The 14,221-nt window shown below is 60.4% G+C and carries 12 protein-coding genes; 6 read left to right on the top strand and 6 right to left on the bottom strand.

What is annotated here, in order from left to right; genetic code table 11:
• Nucleotides 1–114: 114 nt before the first annotated feature.
• Nucleotides 115–1,023, top strand: coding sequence for an MBL fold metallo-hydrolase (locus HMPREF2527_RS05870; RefSeq protein WP_044150153.1), 909 nt, complete (start codon nucleotides 115–117; stop codon nucleotides 1,021–1,023).
• A gap of 137 nt (nucleotides 1,024–1,160) precedes the next feature.
• Here the strand turns inward: HMPREF2527_RS05870 and HMPREF2527_RS05865 are convergent, their stop codons facing one another.
• The 3 genes from HMPREF2527_RS05865 to HMPREF2527_RS05855 form a co-directional block, all read right to left on the bottom strand.
• Nucleotides 1,161–2,180 carry a glycosyltransferase gene (locus HMPREF2527_RS05865; RefSeq protein WP_070507043.1) on the bottom strand — a complete coding sequence of 340 codons (1,020 nt, stop codon included), beginning with the start codon at nucleotides 2,178–2,180 and terminating at the stop codon, nucleotides 1,161–1,163.
• 276 nt (nucleotides 2,181–2,456) lie between these two features.
• Nucleotides 2,457–4,289: a 2-succinyl-5-enolpyruvyl-6-hydroxy-3-cyclohexene-1-carboxylic-acid synthase gene (gene menD / locus HMPREF2527_RS05860; RefSeq protein ID WP_070507040.1), complete on the bottom strand. Its 1,833-nt coding sequence runs from the start codon at nucleotides 4,287–4,289 to the stop codon at nucleotides 2,457–2,459.
• A 77-nt stretch (nucleotides 4,290–4,366) separates the two neighbouring features.
• A complete protein-coding gene (locus HMPREF2527_RS05855; RefSeq protein ID WP_070507037.1) occupies nucleotides 4,367–5,410 on the bottom strand; it encodes an o-succinylbenzoate synthase in 1,044 nt (347 codons plus the stop codon).
• A gap of 293 nt (nucleotides 5,411–5,703) precedes the next feature.
• Here HMPREF2527_RS05855 and HMPREF2527_RS05850 point away from each other — a divergent pair, with 293 nt between their 5' ends.
• The 3 genes from HMPREF2527_RS05850 (at nucleotide 5,704) to HMPREF2527_RS05840 (ending at nucleotide 9,030) form a co-directional block, all read left to right on the top strand.
• Nucleotides 5,704–7,401, top strand: a complete 1,698-nt coding sequence (locus HMPREF2527_RS05850; protein WP_070507033.1) for a phosphatase PAP2 family protein — start codon at nucleotides 5,704–5,706, stop codon at nucleotides 7,399–7,401.
• Nucleotides 7,402–7,568: 167 nt separating this feature from the next.
• Nucleotides 7,569–7,946, top strand: coding sequence for a cupin domain-containing protein (locus tag HMPREF2527_RS05845; RefSeq protein WP_005504776.1), 378 nt, complete (start codon nucleotides 7,569–7,571; stop codon nucleotides 7,944–7,946).
• 250 nt (nucleotides 7,947–8,196) lie between these two features.
• Nucleotides 8,197–9,030 carry an oxidoreductase gene (locus tag HMPREF2527_RS05840; RefSeq protein WP_070507030.1) on the top strand — a complete coding sequence of 278 codons (834 nt, stop codon included), beginning with the start codon at nucleotides 8,197–8,199 and terminating at the stop codon, nucleotides 9,028–9,030.
• A gap of 101 nt (nucleotides 9,031–9,131) precedes the next feature.
• Here the strand turns inward: HMPREF2527_RS05840 and HMPREF2527_RS05835 are convergent, their stop codons facing one another.
• From HMPREF2527_RS05835 to HMPREF2527_RS05825, 3 genes are all read right to left on the bottom strand, one after another.
• A complete protein-coding gene (locus tag HMPREF2527_RS05835) occupies nucleotides 9,132–9,911 on the bottom strand; it encodes an amino acid ABC transporter ATP-binding protein (protein ID WP_070507027.1) in 780 nt (259 codons plus the stop codon).
• A gap of 33 nt (nucleotides 9,912–9,944) precedes the next feature.
• On the bottom strand, nucleotides 9,945–10,748 hold the full coding sequence (locus tag HMPREF2527_RS05830; RefSeq protein ID WP_005504788.1) for an amino acid ABC transporter permease: 804 nt from the start codon (nucleotides 10,746–10,748) through the stop codon (nucleotides 9,945–9,947).
• A 160-nt stretch (nucleotides 10,749–10,908) separates the two neighbouring features.
• Entirely contained in the window at nucleotides 10,909–11,748 is an 840-nt protein-coding gene (locus tag HMPREF2527_RS05825; RefSeq protein ID WP_005508313.1) for an ABC transporter substrate-binding protein, read from the bottom strand.
• 278 nt (nucleotides 11,749–12,026) lie between these two features.
• On the opposite strand from HMPREF2527_RS05825, the gene HMPREF2527_RS05820 reads away from it, so the two are divergent.
• Together HMPREF2527_RS05820 and HMPREF2527_RS05815 are read left to right on the top strand one after the other, a co-directional pair.
• Entirely contained in the window at nucleotides 12,027–12,758 is a 732-nt protein-coding gene (locus HMPREF2527_RS05820; protein WP_049341054.1) for a demethylmenaquinone methyltransferase, read from the top strand.
• 54 nt (nucleotides 12,759–12,812) lie between these two features.
• A complete protein-coding gene (locus tag HMPREF2527_RS05815) occupies nucleotides 12,813–13,874 on the top strand; it encodes a polyprenyl synthetase family protein (protein WP_070507024.1) in 1,062 nt (353 codons plus the stop codon).
• Nucleotides 13,875–14,221 lie beyond the last annotated feature (347 nt).

Below are 14,221 nucleotides of genomic sequence, written 5' to 3'. Positions count from 1 at the left end.
TTATGCAGAATGATGCACTTTCATCCCCTTAGAAGCGTGCAATAGTGCAAAAATATGTTCTCCAGAAGCCCGAATAGCCCCTCAGTCGCCAAAAATTACAGTAGGGTTGTATCTATGGCTCGTACTATTGAACTCGCAGACGGCGTGTACCGTATTGCGACCGACAACTACCGACTGAACACCGGACTGGTCCTCGGACTGGAACGGGCACTTGTCGTGGATACCGGCGCAGGTCCCCGTCAGGCAACCGAAATCTATGATGAGGTTCGCCGTCTCACGCGCCTTCCTATCACCGTCGTAAACACTCACGGTCACTATGAGCGTTTCTTCGGTAACGATGTTTTCGCGGCAATGGGTGCCGAAGAATTCTGGGCGCATCCTCGCGCCGCGCGTGCAATTCGTAAATACGGTGAGGCGCAGCGTCCCTACGTCGAGACGCTCGAACCGGAAATGGCACACCACCAGGGTGCAGCCACCAATATTATTGTTCCCAACCGCCTGGTCGCCAATAGCGGTGACGGTATTACCTTCACCCCCATTGACCTGGGTGAGCGTAGCGCAACCCTCATGTACATGGGTCCCGGCCACACCGACGGTGACATTCTGGTCGGCATTGAAGATGTGCTCTTCATGGGCGGTCTGATTGAAGAGGGTACCGACCCCTACTTCGAGGATTCCTTCCCGGATCGCTGGATTGATACTCTCGGTGCCGTGCTCGAATTTGATCGCTACCGTGTGTTTGTGCCCGGTAATGGTGAGCCGGTGGACCGCACCTTTGTGGAGCGTGAGCGTAACACCATGGTGACCGCTATTGAGTCGATTCGTTCCTCCACTCTGGACCGTGAGGATGAAGCAACTACCGCGGCAATGTATAAGCTGCCGTATGCGCCGGGTGCGACTCGCTTCCTGCTGGATCGATTGGCTCAGCTGGAGAACGCACCGGTGGCGGCGTACCTCGATTCGGAGCACCCGGATACCAGTGGTTTCACGGGTCCGATTACTCTGGGTCAGGCATCGTACTAAACCCCGTATGCAATATGCCTCATGGGGTATAAATACAGGTGAGGGCTGGTTTCTGTGATAGAAACCAGCCCTCACCTTTTATATACCCTCAGCTGCTACATGTCTTCATCTGCATGTCTTCAGCGAGGTGACGTTTTTTAGCGCTGAACGTACTGGGCGCGCATTGCCTCGCAATCAGCCTTCAAAGAAGCCGGGACTTCACCCATTGCCTCGCAAAGCTGCACGAAACGGTGACGCCAATCCAGGTGCTGCAGAGCCTGACGAATCTGCTGCTCACCCTGCTCCGGGGTCCAGCGGGAGGCGGCCTCAGCAACCTGCGCGAGGCCCGCGCGAGCATCCGCGTGATCAATGTCGATGGTCGCGCCATCCCAAAGGATTTCACGCACGGTGGTGGTGTTCGGTACCTTGCCGACCACGGTCACGCCCGAAGCCAGGGCATCGGTCCAACGGCCGGTGATGTACTCCTTGGTCGGGTGAGTGTACGGTGCCGGGCTGACCGAAGTGGAGAATGCCAGCAGGAACTTCGCGCGGTTCAGCGAATCCTGCAGGTGCTGAGCCGACTCGCGGTCGTTCGCGCCGAAGGGCGGGCGGCCCTCAAAGCTCAGGCCCAGCTCGCCGGCGAGGGCGGCAGTCGCCTCGTCATCTTCGTAGGCGGCGGGCTGACGGCCCACGCGCAGCAGGTCGGTGCTCTTTGAGCCCAGAGTAGCCAGACGGTCGCTGAACTTGCTCCAAACATCCGCACCCCAGGGCAGAACGCCGGGGTTCTTCACGCCCGCGGCAGTCCAGGGCTGAACGTCATCAACGTCCGCAACGAAAATACGGTCGTAGGTGGAGGACTTAGCCACCGCGGGAATACGGTCATCCCAGAAGCTATCAATCACCCAGCCATAAATCGCGCCGTAGCGACGGAAGGCGAAGGAACGTTGCGAAATGGCGTACAGCTGACCGGGATCAGAAGCAATCACCAGGCAACGATTGGAACCGCCCTTGAGGCGGGGCAGACGCGCCAGAAGCTTCGTTTCCTTGCTGAGGGATGCGCCCACATCCACGGTGTGTACGGTGCCGCCGGTGTAGCGGGCGAGAAGCTCCGCCATGGCGTGTACAGGAACCCAACCGGCTCCGGAGGGGACAGCAACAATAATATCGAGTGAGCTCATGAGAATCCTTGGGAGCAACGCCCGCCGCATGTACCGGGCTCACCGGGGTAAAACCTCGGGTCGCGTGCGGTATGCGTTAGCGGTGAGAGCGTGAATGTCAATAAATGATAGATAGGGTGCCTTGCATCAGCAGGCGCGCAGAAAAACGCGAAGGCAGCGGTGAGTGAAACCGCTACGACCGGCTAGATTCAGCCACGGAAGGCTACGGCACAGGTAGTTTTCAGTATATCGGTCAACCCTGCCCAGGGGGCTTAGCCTGCAACCTTAGAAACGGCTTTAGGGTGTGTGAATGCGCACCTCAATGCCCGATTCGGTACCAAACCCAGCAGCCATACGAGCCAAATCAGTGTTCGGGGCGGCAGCGACCGTGAAGAAGCGGTCTACAGCGGCGGCAAACTGCTCCTGACGAGCCATATCACCGTGTTCAAGGGTCGTGAAAATACCGCCGCCGGCATCGTCAAAGACCTCAACGCGCAGTTCGGGCAGAAGCTCCGTGTTCGGCAGGTTTAGTGAGGAAACATCGTGCTGGAAGGTCAGGTCGCCGCACAGCAGGGTCACCGGCAGGGCGGCACCACCAACGACCGGGCGGGAGTTCTCATCCACGCCGGCGGGGTAGTAGCCCGACAGGGACACACCAATAGCGGTCGCAATCGTGCCGTCAATACCGGCAAGACCGCGGTTGGCGAACACGCGTGCGGGGGCGGGCTCACCCAGGGCGGGGGCTGCCGCATCCAAATCACGCACCAGGTTAGAGGAGCCCAACACCATGAGGCGACGCTGAGCCACCGCATCCTTCCAGACGCGGCGGGCGTAGGAGCGGCCAGCGGTGCGGTTGCGGTAATCGGTGTAGTCAACCGAGCTCTCAGCACCCGGGTGTTCGTAGGCGGCAATGGCGCCCAGGCACTCATCCTGTAGCTCGTGGGCGGGCTCAACCCACTGATCCAGCCAGCTGAGTCCGTCAACGAGTTCATCAGCGGGCACAGTGGAGGCGCTCGCAAACTCGGCGAGCTCGCGCGGGGTCGACAGCTCCACGAAGGAGCGAGCACCCGGCTCGTACCAGCTGGCGCGGCGTGGGGCGTAGAACGCGCACTGAATATCTTCGCGTTCCAGCAGTGCCGTAATCGGGCGCGAAAGCGTCGGGTGGCCGAAGAGCACCACACGCTCAATCTGCGCGGCGGGCACGAAAGACTCATCGCCGAGCAGCTGCGGGTAGTGAGGAATCGAGGTTGCGCCGTGGCGCGCCTCGGAGGAAGGCTCCGCAAACAGCGGCAGGTTCAGCACGCGCGCGAACTCCGCCGCAAACTCGCCGGCACCGTCAGCGGCAACCACCACGGTGCGGTGCGCCGGGGTGAACTCCGCAAGGTCCGCCTGCGCCTCCAAAGAATCCAGAAGCCAACGCTGCTCGGCGCTGGAGAGCCCGGAACCCTCGGCGCGGGCGGCGCGGGCGCGACCCTCAGCCTGCGGGTCGTAATCTTCCAGCAGGCTCTGCGCCCACTGCGGCAGCATCTGCGCAAAACGGCCAGAGGGGGTCAGCGGCGTATCAAAACAAATGTTCAGGTGCACCGGGCCAATCGGCTCCGTCGACTGCTTGCGCCAATGCTCGGCACTACGACCGGTCAGCGCATTCAGGCAGGCGGCAAAAGCCTGAGTCTGCTCACCCTCCACCTGCTCGGGGTAGGAGGTCAAATCAGCTTCAGCACGCACAAAAGGATGGAAGAAACTCGCCTGGCGGGTCGTCTGATTCACGCCGCTACCGCGCAGACGCTCCGGACGGTCCGCGCTCAGTACCGCCAGGGGCACGCCGGCGTGGTACGCCTCCATGACAGCGGGCATGTACTCGCCCAGAGCCGTACCGGAGGTGCACACCAGACCCACCGGCTGGCCGGATGCCTTCGCAATACCCAGGGCGGTAAAGGCTGCACTTCGCTCGTCCACGCGCACATGCGCAATCAGGGCACCGGCTTCAGCGGCGGCGGCGGCAATAGCGTACGCAAGAGGTGCACTACGGGATCCCGGAGACACGACAACATGCCGCATACCGGCACGAATCAGCGAGTCGAGCACGGATACTGCGGTGAGCATGGCGGGGGTTGAGCGGTTTTCAGTCACCGTACCATTCTAATGCCGAGGGCATTTTCCTTCAGTTATGGTTACCCTTCACGACCTCATCATTACGGCACTAGCCGTTACAGATCAGCGGTGCGTTCCAGAACGCGGTAGCAGGCGGTAACTCGTTCCACCCACCACTGGCGGGTCTGCTCATCGGTGGCAAGACGCTCCAGGCGCTGCGGGCTGGGGGTGATGGTGCGCAGGTCCATGAACCCGTCGCGGGCGATGAGCGGCTCGTCGGTGACGTCCTCAGCCATGAGGGAGACCGTGCCCAGACCGCACCCGTACCTCAAGGTCGGTAGGGAGGCCGCCAGGGAGGCACCGGTGGCAATGCCCACCGAAGACTCCAGCGCAGAAGACACCACCGCCGGAAGCTGCGCCTGCTCCACCAGCGCGAGCGCACGGCGTACACCGCCCAGCGGCGCCGCCTTAATAACCATGAGGTCCGCGGCGTTCGCGCGAGCCACCTTCAGCGGGTCTTCCGCCTTACGAATCGACTCGTCGGCGGCAATGCGGGCGGGCAGCCCCTCCTTGGCAATGGCAAAGCGGAGCGCAGCCATGTCCTCAATGGATGCCACCGGCTGCTCGGCGTAAATAATGCCGTACTCGCAGAGCTTGCGCAGCGACTCAAGGGCACCGCCGAGGGTGTAGCCCATGTTCGCGTCCACCTTCAGACGAGCATTTGGGAGGGCATTTCGTGCCGCCGCCACACGCGCAATATCGTCGGCGAGGCTCTGACCCTTCTCAGCCACCTTGATTTTGAGTTCCTGAATCTCGCCCTCGTACTTGGCGAGCACCTGCGGAACACGCTCCGCCGGTACTGCTGGCAGGGTCGCGTTCAGCGGGATGCGCGTACGCACCGGCTCCGGTGCGGGCAGCCACGCCGCCTCCAGCGCGCAGGCAAGCCACGCGGCAGACTCCTGCGCACCGTACTCGAGGAAGGGCGCGAACTCGCCCCAGCCGTGCGGGCCGCGAATCAGCGCGCTCTGGCGGCTATTGACCCCGCGGAAGGTCACGGTCATCGGAATTTCGACCGTGAACAGGTTCTCCAGAACCTCCTGCAGTGGCGGCAGGGGAGTGTTCGTGAGGTGAAAACCGTAGCCGAGAGGCGGCACGCTCATACTGGTGTTCAAGGTATCTGCCCTTCTTCGATGCGCTATGAGCTCACCATAACATTCCGGGGGCGGGTGGGTGCGCTCGCACCCTGTCACGCATTCTCTGGAAACTCTCAGGTTGTGGTCGAAAAAACTTTAGTTTTTCATAGCTTAACCTGGGATAGTAGGTAGTTATTCGCCCGAGAACTCGGACGGTGCTTCGCATAAAACGGCAGCTTGGGGGCTACTGTTTTGAGGGGCTGGCATCGGCGGGCTCGGGTATGGCTAACAGACATGAGGGCGAGAAGGTACGAAGGGTTATGAAGAAGACACCGCAAGCGAATACATCAGGTTCGGGAAACTCCGGTTGGGAGAGCTCCGAAAACCTCGACGCTACCAGTGTGCTTCACCCCGATGACGTGCGTGCAGCCGCTGCCGATAACGCGCCCACTACGGTGTTTTCCTCTGATGAGACTGCGGTTCTCTCCGATTATCAGGACCCGACTGCGGTGCTTTCTGATTATCAGGACCCGACTGCGGTGCTTTCTGATTATCAGGACGCTATCCAGGTGCTCGCCTCCCACGAAACGGCTACCCATGCCGCTGCGCACAGTGATGACCGTACGAAAGTTTTGACGGATTACGGTTCGTCGCCGGCTCACGAAGCTGCGCCTGTAGGTTCTGCAAACGTGGGTTCCGTAAACGCGGGTTTCGTGAACGCTGAATCGGCGAATACCGAAGTTATTTCTTCGCACCCCGACACCTCAGAGGTTATTGGCGCGACCCGCCCTCTGCCGCGCGCCTACCGTGCCCCCATTAAGATTCCTGAGACGATTCCCTCGCCGCAGGAACGCGCCTCTCAGGGGAACTACAGCGCGGATGAACCGATGCAGGCTACGCGCCGTCTGGATCCGCCGAAGCCTTCGGTGAGCGGTTTCCCGCTGAATAATCAGATGGGTACCCCCCAAATGGGTGCCTCCCCAATGGGCGCCCAGCAACCGCTTCCCACGCGTGCGATGCCTCCGCAGCCGGTGGCTTATCCGCCCGAGGCGTATCCTGCCGCCGCCTACCCGAACGGTGCGTATGTTCAGACCGGTCAGGTTCCCGTGGATGCTTCGGGCCGCCCGGTGAATCGTCCCGGCGAAGAGCAGGGGCACCATCTTCCGAGTACCGGTATTTTGATGCGTCACGTGATGGCGTTGCTGTTCTTGGGTCTGTCTCTCTACGGTGCGTTTGTGTTCTTCATTTACACGGCGACCGGCCAGCAGGTTGATGAGCAGGCGTACACCGAGTATGCGCATCAGTTCAAGAGTTACCGCGGTCCGACCCTGACTGCGCTGGATTCTTTGCCCACGATTGTTGGTGTGATTGCGGTGCTGGGTCTGATTGCGGTGCTGATTTGGAAGCACCGGTTCCTGCCCTCGCTGATTGGCGTGCTAGTTGGGGCTGCGGCGGTGACGAGCACGTACCTGCTCAAGCACTACCTGATCGTGAAGCCCGACCTGGGTGTTCAGGAGGCGCTGAGCAACTCGGCGCCCAGTGGCCACACGACCTTCGCGGCGGCGGCTGGCGCGGCGCTCTTCCTAGCGGCGCCTCGTTTCTTGCGGCCCACGGTGGCTCTCTGCGCGGCGGTGGCGACCTGCCTGACGGGTGCCTCCACGATTATTAACGGTTGGCACCGCCCGGCGGATGTGGTGACCGCTATTCTGGTCACCGCCATCTGGACGGTCGTGGGTATGGGCGTGTTGCGTTATGTGCGTCCGGCAGATTTTGCGGTGCCGGCGCGTGGCGGTTTGGTGCTGGTGCCGTTGATGACGATTGCGACGCTGTTCCTGTCGTTCTGCGCGGTCATCCTGTATCTGATTGCGATTTTTGCGCCGATTCCCGGTGGTGCGTTTACCGCGGCGACCTGCATGATTATTGCGGTGAGCTTTGGTACGACGGCGTTGATGGTGAACCTGTTGCGTCCGCGTAATAGTAATCGCTCCGCCTATTCGAAGGTGTGGAGCTACCAGTAAGTATTGTTCCCCTCTCTGCGCGGGATGTTTCAGCTTGATGTGAGCTGAGATATTGTCCGGGTGCGGGGAGGGGAATACAATATAAGAAATTTAGTATTTTTAATACCAATATTAGAGAGGGGGTGTGTGCCCCCTTTCACTCACCCCTGAAGAGAAAGGTGCGTACCATGGCAGGTACCCATGAAGGCCGCGTCCTCGTATTCCCCCAGCTCACCGAAGCGCTGACCCCCTTTGAAGATAAGCCCCAGGCCCGCAAGATCGTTGATGCCGACGGCGGCAACCTGACCCTCATGGAACTGGCTGCAGGCCAGTCCTGGCACGAGCACCACAGCGTCCACCCCGTCTTCGTGCAGGTGCTCAAGGGTGAAGTTATCTTCCACGTGAAGGACCGCGATATTACCCTGGTACCCGGCAAGCCGATTCACGTGACCGCCAAGCTGCTGCACTCCCTGCGCGCCGTGAAGGACTCCACCCTGCTAGTGACCATGCTGACCGGCGAATCGCACCCCGAACCCAAGGTTAACATCGACGTCGAAGAGGTCTAAACCCCGGCCTCTAAACCCCTGACCCCAAAACCTTAGCTCGCCGCCGCATCTGCACAGGATGCCGCGGCGAGCTTTTTCTCTGTCTTCCTGCCCTCACATATGCCGGTGAGAATACCCTCACGCTACGCCCTGAGCTTTCTGCACGCCGGTTCACCCCGCGTGAGCGTACCCTGAAAGTACCCGCCCGCTAATATGCCCGCTACCACTGCAGGGAACAACCCGAAAGGGGAGCAACCCGAAAGGATACGCAATGCCCAAGTCACTGCAACGCCCCGTTGTTCTTCTCACCGGCGCCAGCTCCGGTATCGGCTACGACGTGGCGCCGCTACTGGTGCGCTACGGCTACACCGTCTACGGTGCTGCCCGCCGCGTTGAGAAGATTGAAGAGCTCGCCTCCGAGGGCGTGAAAGCGCTGAGCATGGACGTTACCGATGAGGCATCCATGGAAGCCGCCGTACAGCAGGTCATTGACGCAGAAGGCCGCATTGACGTGCTCATCAACAACGCTGGCTACGGATTCTACGGCGCTATTGAAGATGTCCCCATCGACGAGGCGCGCCGCCAGTTCGAGGTGAACCTTTTCGGCCTGGCACGCCTCACCCAGCTGGTGCTGCCGCATATGCGCGCACAGGGTCGCGGGCGCATCCTGAACATCTCCTCGATGGCGGGGCGCATTACCATGCCCCTGGGAGCCTGGTACCACGCCACCAAGTACGCCCTCGAGGCGTTCAGCGATGCTCTGCGCATGGAAGTTGAAGAGTTCGGCATTGACGTGGTCATTATCGAGCCCGGCGGCATTAAGACCCCCTGGGGACTCATCGCGGCAGACCACCTGGAGGAATCCTCCCGAAACGGTGTCTACGCTGAGCAGGCGCAGCGTGTTGCGGCAAATATGCGTAGGCTCTACTCGCCATCCTCCAACCTCTCAGAGCCCAAAGTAATCTCTAACGCTATTCTGCGAGCCCTGGAGGCGCGCCGCCCCAAGACCCGCTACCTGGTAGGTTTCGGTGCTAAGCCTTCCGTGTTCCTGCATACCGTGCTGCCGGACCGTCTCTTTGACAAGGTGGCGCGCCGTATCTTCTAGAACCGAAATAGCGGTGAACTAGAGCATTAAAAAGCGGGCGGTGCTGCGCGAAACAGAATGTTTCGTACAGCACCGCCCGCTACGTTTTTCAAGAGCTAGTACTAGTCTACTACGGCGTGGGTCGGATCGAGCACGCGCGCCAAGAAAGCCTGAGTACGTTCGTGCTGGGGGTTGCCAATCACCTGATCGGCGGGACCCTCCTCCACGACCACGCCATCGGCCATGAAGACGACCTTATCGGCGACCTCGCGGGCGAACGCCATCTCGTGAGTCACCACGATCATGGTCATGCCCTCGTCAGCAAGGTTGCGCATAATGCTCAGAACCTCGCCGACCATCTCCGGGTCGAGTGCACTGGTCGGCTCATCGAAGAGCATCAGGTCCGGGTGCATGGACAGTGCACGCGCAATAGCCACACGCTGCTGCTGACCACCGGACAGCTGAGCCGGGAAGCGGTCTTCCTTGCCCTCCAGACCAACCTTGGCGAGCTGCTCGCGGGCAACCGCCTCCGCCTCCGCCTTGGAACGGCCCAGAACCTTAATCTGAGCAATCGTGCAGTTATCCAGGATGTTCAGGTGACCGAACAGGTTGAACTGCTGGAACACCATACCCATGTGGGTACGCACGCGGTTAATGTCTACGTCCGGGTCGGTGACCTCGGTATCGCCCACCATGATGGTGCCGTCGTTCGGCTCCTCCAGCAGGTTCACGCAACGCAGCAGGGTGGACTTACCGGAACCCGAAGGGCCGATAAGGCACACGACCTCGCCCGGCTTGACCTGCATGTCAATGCCCTTGAGAACCTGAACCTTGCCGTAGGACTTGTGCAGGTTAGAAATGCGCACCGAGGAGGCGGCCATGGATGAAGTTGAAACAGTCATAGTATCTTCCGTAATCCGTATCTGTCGTTGCGCTTACTTGCGGCCCGCAAGCTGGGTGCGGCGCTCAAAGTATGCGGAGAGCTGGCCCAGCGGAACAGTGATAATCAGGTAGCACAGGCCCGCAACCACCAGGGGAGTCAGACCCGCATTAGCGGCGGTCAGGCCCTCACGGCCGAACTTCGCCAGCTCGTACTGAGAAACCGTCACGCCCAGCAGGTACACGAGGGAGGAGTCCTTGGTCAGCAGGATAACCTCGTTGGTCAGCGGGGGCAGAACCACGCGGAACGCCTGGGGAATAATGATCGAAATCATCGCGCGAGTGTGGGACATACCCAGGGAGCGTGCCGCCTCCATCTGGCCCTTCGGGATCGCCTGCAGGCCCGCACGCAGAACCTCACTAATGTAAGCAGCCGAAACCATACCCAGGGACAGGGTCACCGGAATCAGATTATCCACGAAGCGAATCTTGAACGCCAGGGGAATACCGTAACCGAACGCGAAGAAAACCAGCAGCGCCGGGATACCGCGGAAAAGCTCCACGTACAGGGTCGCAATCCAACGGTAGGGGGCGATAGAGGAAATACGCATGAGCGCCAGCAGCAGACCGCCGGAGAGGCCCACGATGAAGCCCAAGGTGGTGTACAGCAGGGTGTTCTTCAATGCCACGGTGATGACGTCGGGGAACTGCTGAGCCGCAACGTCCAGGTTGAATACCTGCTGGCTGAGGGTCTTCCAGTCAGCCAGAAGAATGGCTGCCAGAGCAATAACGGCCAGAAGGGCGTACTGTGCGTAGCGGAAGAGCTTCTGCTTCTGACGGGGTGAGAGTTTAGAGGACATGCGCTTTCTTATCCGTGTGCTGTTTATCCGTGTGCTGTTCGGTTAGGAGCGTTCTGCACGCTCACAAGGGTAGAGGCCGGAGAATCCCCCAACCCAAAAGTAATAAGGGTACTCCTGAATTTTTTTTTGGGGGGGGGGGAGAGGCTAACCGGCTAGATGCTTAGGAAGCGGAGGAAGAGGCGCTCGCGGAGGTGGAGGAAGTGGCACCAACCCACTTGGCCTTCATCTTGTCGAGCTCGCCGTTTTCCTTGAGCTTGGCGATGGTGGCGTTTGCCTTGGTCAGCAGTGCCTTGTTGTTGGAGGAAACTGCTGCGGCAATCTGCTCGGTGTTCTCGGAATCCTGGTAGGCAATCTTGAAGGAGTCCGGGTCATTGGTCAGCGCCTCGGACACCACGGAGAGGTTCGCTGCGACTGCCTTGACTTGACCGGTCTTCAGGGCGGAGAACATGAGGGAGGTGTCTTCGTACTGGATGACCTCTGCGCCGTTTTCCTTGGCGTAGGTTTCACCGCTGGTTGCCTGCTGTGCACCAACGCTGACACCCTTCAGGTCTGCGGCGGAGGTGATGGAGGAGCCCTTGGGAACCAGGATTGCCAGGTTGTCGTCGAAGTAGACGGTGGTGAATTCCATCTTGCTCTTACGTTCGTCGGTCACGCCGATACCCGCCAGGGCGATATCGCACTGACCGGTGGCCAGGCCGGTACCGGAGTCCAGGCCCTCAAAGCTGATGGAGGTCAGCTGAGCCTTCACGCCCAGGTCGGAGGCGATAGCGTTGGCGATGTCTGCATCCAGGCCGACAATGGTGCCGTTTTCTTCGTATTCGAAGGGCTTGTAGGGGGTGTTGGTGCAGACGCTGAGGGTGCCGGACTTGACGAGGCTGACCTCGCCGTTGGCGTCGGAGTTCTCGTTGGCGGTGGAGACGCAGCCGGTCAGTGCCAGGGGTAGCACTGCCAGTAGTGCGAGGGGCTTGAGGGATGCCTTCTTGAGGGATGCGGTGTTCATTGGGATGCTCCTGTGTATGGGGGTGCGTTCACTCGTTGAGTGGTGCGTTCTATGAAATCTAGAGTCTATTGTGCGCGCCTATGTTAAAAAATGCAAGCATATACATAAATATTCATAAATTTTTGCTGAATATGAATAATTTACACCCCCAAAAACTGAATAAAACCCCGAATTAGCGACTCGAAAACCACTTCAGAACGCACCTTAACGCACCGTGCGACACTACTACGGTTTACCCAACTATCGAATCTAGTAACCTCCATGCCACAATTGAGAGCGTGAACGCAGAGAAGAACACCCGCGCAACCCGCGCAACCCTAGACAAGAAAACCGGCGATATTGCCGCCATGTTTGATACCGTCGCTGAACGCTACGACCTCATGAACGGCATCCTCTCTCTCGGCCAGCACATCTACTGGCGTAAGCAGGCAGTCGCCGCCGTAGACGCGCACCCCGGCCAGAAAGTACTGGACGTAGCCGCAGGTACCGGCGTCTCCTCCGAACCCTTCGCCGACGCCGGCGTAGACGTTATCGCTGCAGACCTCTCCGAAGGTATGCTCGACGTGGGCCGCCGCCGCCGCCCCGACATGACCTTCGTGCAGGCAGACGTCACCGCCCTACCCTTTGACGACGAAACCTTCGACGCAGTGACCATGTCCTACGGTCTGCGCAACGTCGCCAACTACCCCAAGGCACTGAGTGAAATCTACCGCGTGCTCAAGCCCGGCGGACGCATCGTCATCCTCGAGTTCTCCACCCCGACCTTCGCCCCCTTCGGCGCGGTCTACAAGAACTACATCATGAAGGCAATCCCGCCGATTGCCCGCGCAATCTCCTCCAACCCCGAATCCTACGAATACCTCGCCGAGTCCATCATCACCTGGCCCAACCAGCAGGAACTGGCGCAGAAATTCAAAGAGGCGGGCTTCACCTCCGTGCAGTACCGCAACCTCACCGGCGGCATCGTCGCCATTCACCGCGGTTTCAAGCCCGAAGCACACAACGCATAGACACCGCGTTCACACACCACCGAAGACACCAACACCAAGAAGATAGAAGACACCGTGAGCAACGCAGAGCAGCCCATTGCCGCAACCGACCTGCTGGGAGACCTCGACCTGAAGCTTCCCGCAGGCTTCGAACTCATCGCCGCAGACCCCAAGCTGGGTCCGCAGATTCTCTCCTCCCTCGCGCGTATTGAGGAGCGCCTGGCTGAAGCAATCGCCCAGACCGACCACCTGGCGGATGTCGCATCCCGCCACCTGCTCTCCGCGGGCGGTAAGCGCGTGCGTCCCCTGCTGGCGCTGCTCTCGGCAGCAGTCGACGGCGAAATCAACGATGAGGTCATCGAAGCCGCCGTGGTCGTTGAGCTGACCCACCTGGCAACCCTCTACCACGACGACGTCATGGATGATGCTCCCAAGCGCCGCGGTGTGGACAGTGCCCAGATGATTTGGGGTAACTCCGTCGCAATTCTGACCGGCGACCTGATCTTCTCCCGAGCATCCCTGCTGGTGTCCGAGCTGGGTACCCGCCCCATGAAGATTCAGTCCCAGACCTTCGAGCGCCTGGTGCTCGGCCAGCTCTTCGAAACCACCGGCCCCCGCGAGGGTCAGGACCTGCTCGACCACTACATTGCCGTCATTGAGGGCAAGACCGGCTCCCTGATTGCCGCCGCCGGCGAGTACGGCTCCCTGCTTTCGGGTGCCTCCGAGGAAGTCATCTCCATGGTCAAGGCGTACGGCGAGCTGGTGGGCGTGGCATTCCAGCTGGCTGACGACGTGATCGACATCGTTAGCGACGGCAAGACCAGCGGTAAGACCCGCGGCACCGACCTGCGCGAGGGTGTGCCCACTCTGCCGACCATCCTGCTGGACCGTGCGGTAGCTGCCGGCGACGAATCCGCTGTTACTGTTCGCGCCCTGCTGGATGCCGACCTGAGCTCCGACGAGGCACTGGATGCAGCCGTGGAGGCGCTCGCCGCCCACCCGGTCACCCAGGAAGCATGGCAGATCGCCTACGATTGGGCGGACCGTGCAATTGCCGCGATTGCTCCGCTGCCCGAGTCCACCGCGAAGGCTGCGCTGGAGTCTTTCGCTCACGCTGTGGTTCACCGCGAAGGCTAAAACCCGCCGTGTAGCGTGTACCCGAGTCTAACGACTTCCGGGTGTCTCATACTTCAAAACCCCCGCTGAATCTGCCCGGATTCGGCGGGGGTTTTCTGCGTTATGACTAGTCGGCGCCGATTTTAGGGGTGCTTTGGGGCTCCTCTTACCCTCCGAAAGCTTCCGCATGCTGGGGTCTTCTTGACCGGCCCCTACCTTTAAGGTAAACCTTATAGGCATGTCCGAGGTGCACATCCACCCCTCCGGCGCTTGACGGCTCCCACACCCAACCCGTGTTGGAGAGCCATTTACTATTTCTGGACGCGAGCAGAGCCCAACCACTCCGACGGGTTATTCTCGCACCAACC

Origin of the sequence: Rothia sp. HMSC071B01 (assembly GCF_001808945.1) — a bacterium.
In the GTDB taxonomy this organism is placed as follows: Bacteria; Actinomycetota; Actinomycetes; order Actinomycetales; family Micrococcaceae; genus Rothia.
This window is presented reverse-complemented; position numbering and strand designations above follow the sequence as displayed.

Excerpts from the sequence above, each read along its gene's own strand:
- HMPREF2527_RS05870 (WP_044150153.1), top strand. The coding sequence starts at position 115 with ATGGCTCGTACTATTGAACTCGCAGACGGCGTGTACCGTATTGCGACC.
- HMPREF2527_RS05865 (WP_070507043.1), bottom strand. The coding sequence starts at position 2,180 with ATGAGCTCACTCGATATTATTGTTGCTGTCCCCTCCGGAGCCGGTTGG.
- HMPREF2527_RS05855 (WP_070507037.1), bottom strand. The coding sequence starts at position 5,410 with ATGAGCGTGCCGCCTCTCGGCTACGGTTTTCACCTCACGAACACTCCC.
- HMPREF2527_RS05850 (WP_070507033.1), top strand. The coding sequence starts at position 5,704 with ATGAAGAAGACACCGCAAGCGAATACATCAGGTTCGGGAAACTCCGGT.
- HMPREF2527_RS05845 (WP_005504776.1), top strand. The coding sequence starts at position 7,569 with ATGGCAGGTACCCATGAAGGCCGCGTCCTCGTATTCCCCCAGCTCACC.
- HMPREF2527_RS05840 (WP_070507030.1), top strand. The coding sequence starts at position 8,197 with ATGCCCAAGTCACTGCAACGCCCCGTTGTTCTTCTCACCGGCGCCAGC.
- HMPREF2527_RS05835 (WP_070507027.1), bottom strand. The coding sequence starts at position 9,911 with ATGACTGTTTCAACTTCATCCATGGCCGCCTCCTCGGTGCGCATTTCT.
- HMPREF2527_RS05830 (WP_005504788.1), bottom strand. The coding sequence starts at position 10,748 with ATGTCCTCTAAACTCTCACCCCGTCAGAAGCAGAAGCTCTTCCGCTAC.
- HMPREF2527_RS05825 (WP_005508313.1), bottom strand. The coding sequence starts at position 11,748 with ATGAACACCGCATCCCTCAAGAAGGCATCCCTCAAGCCCCTCGCACTA.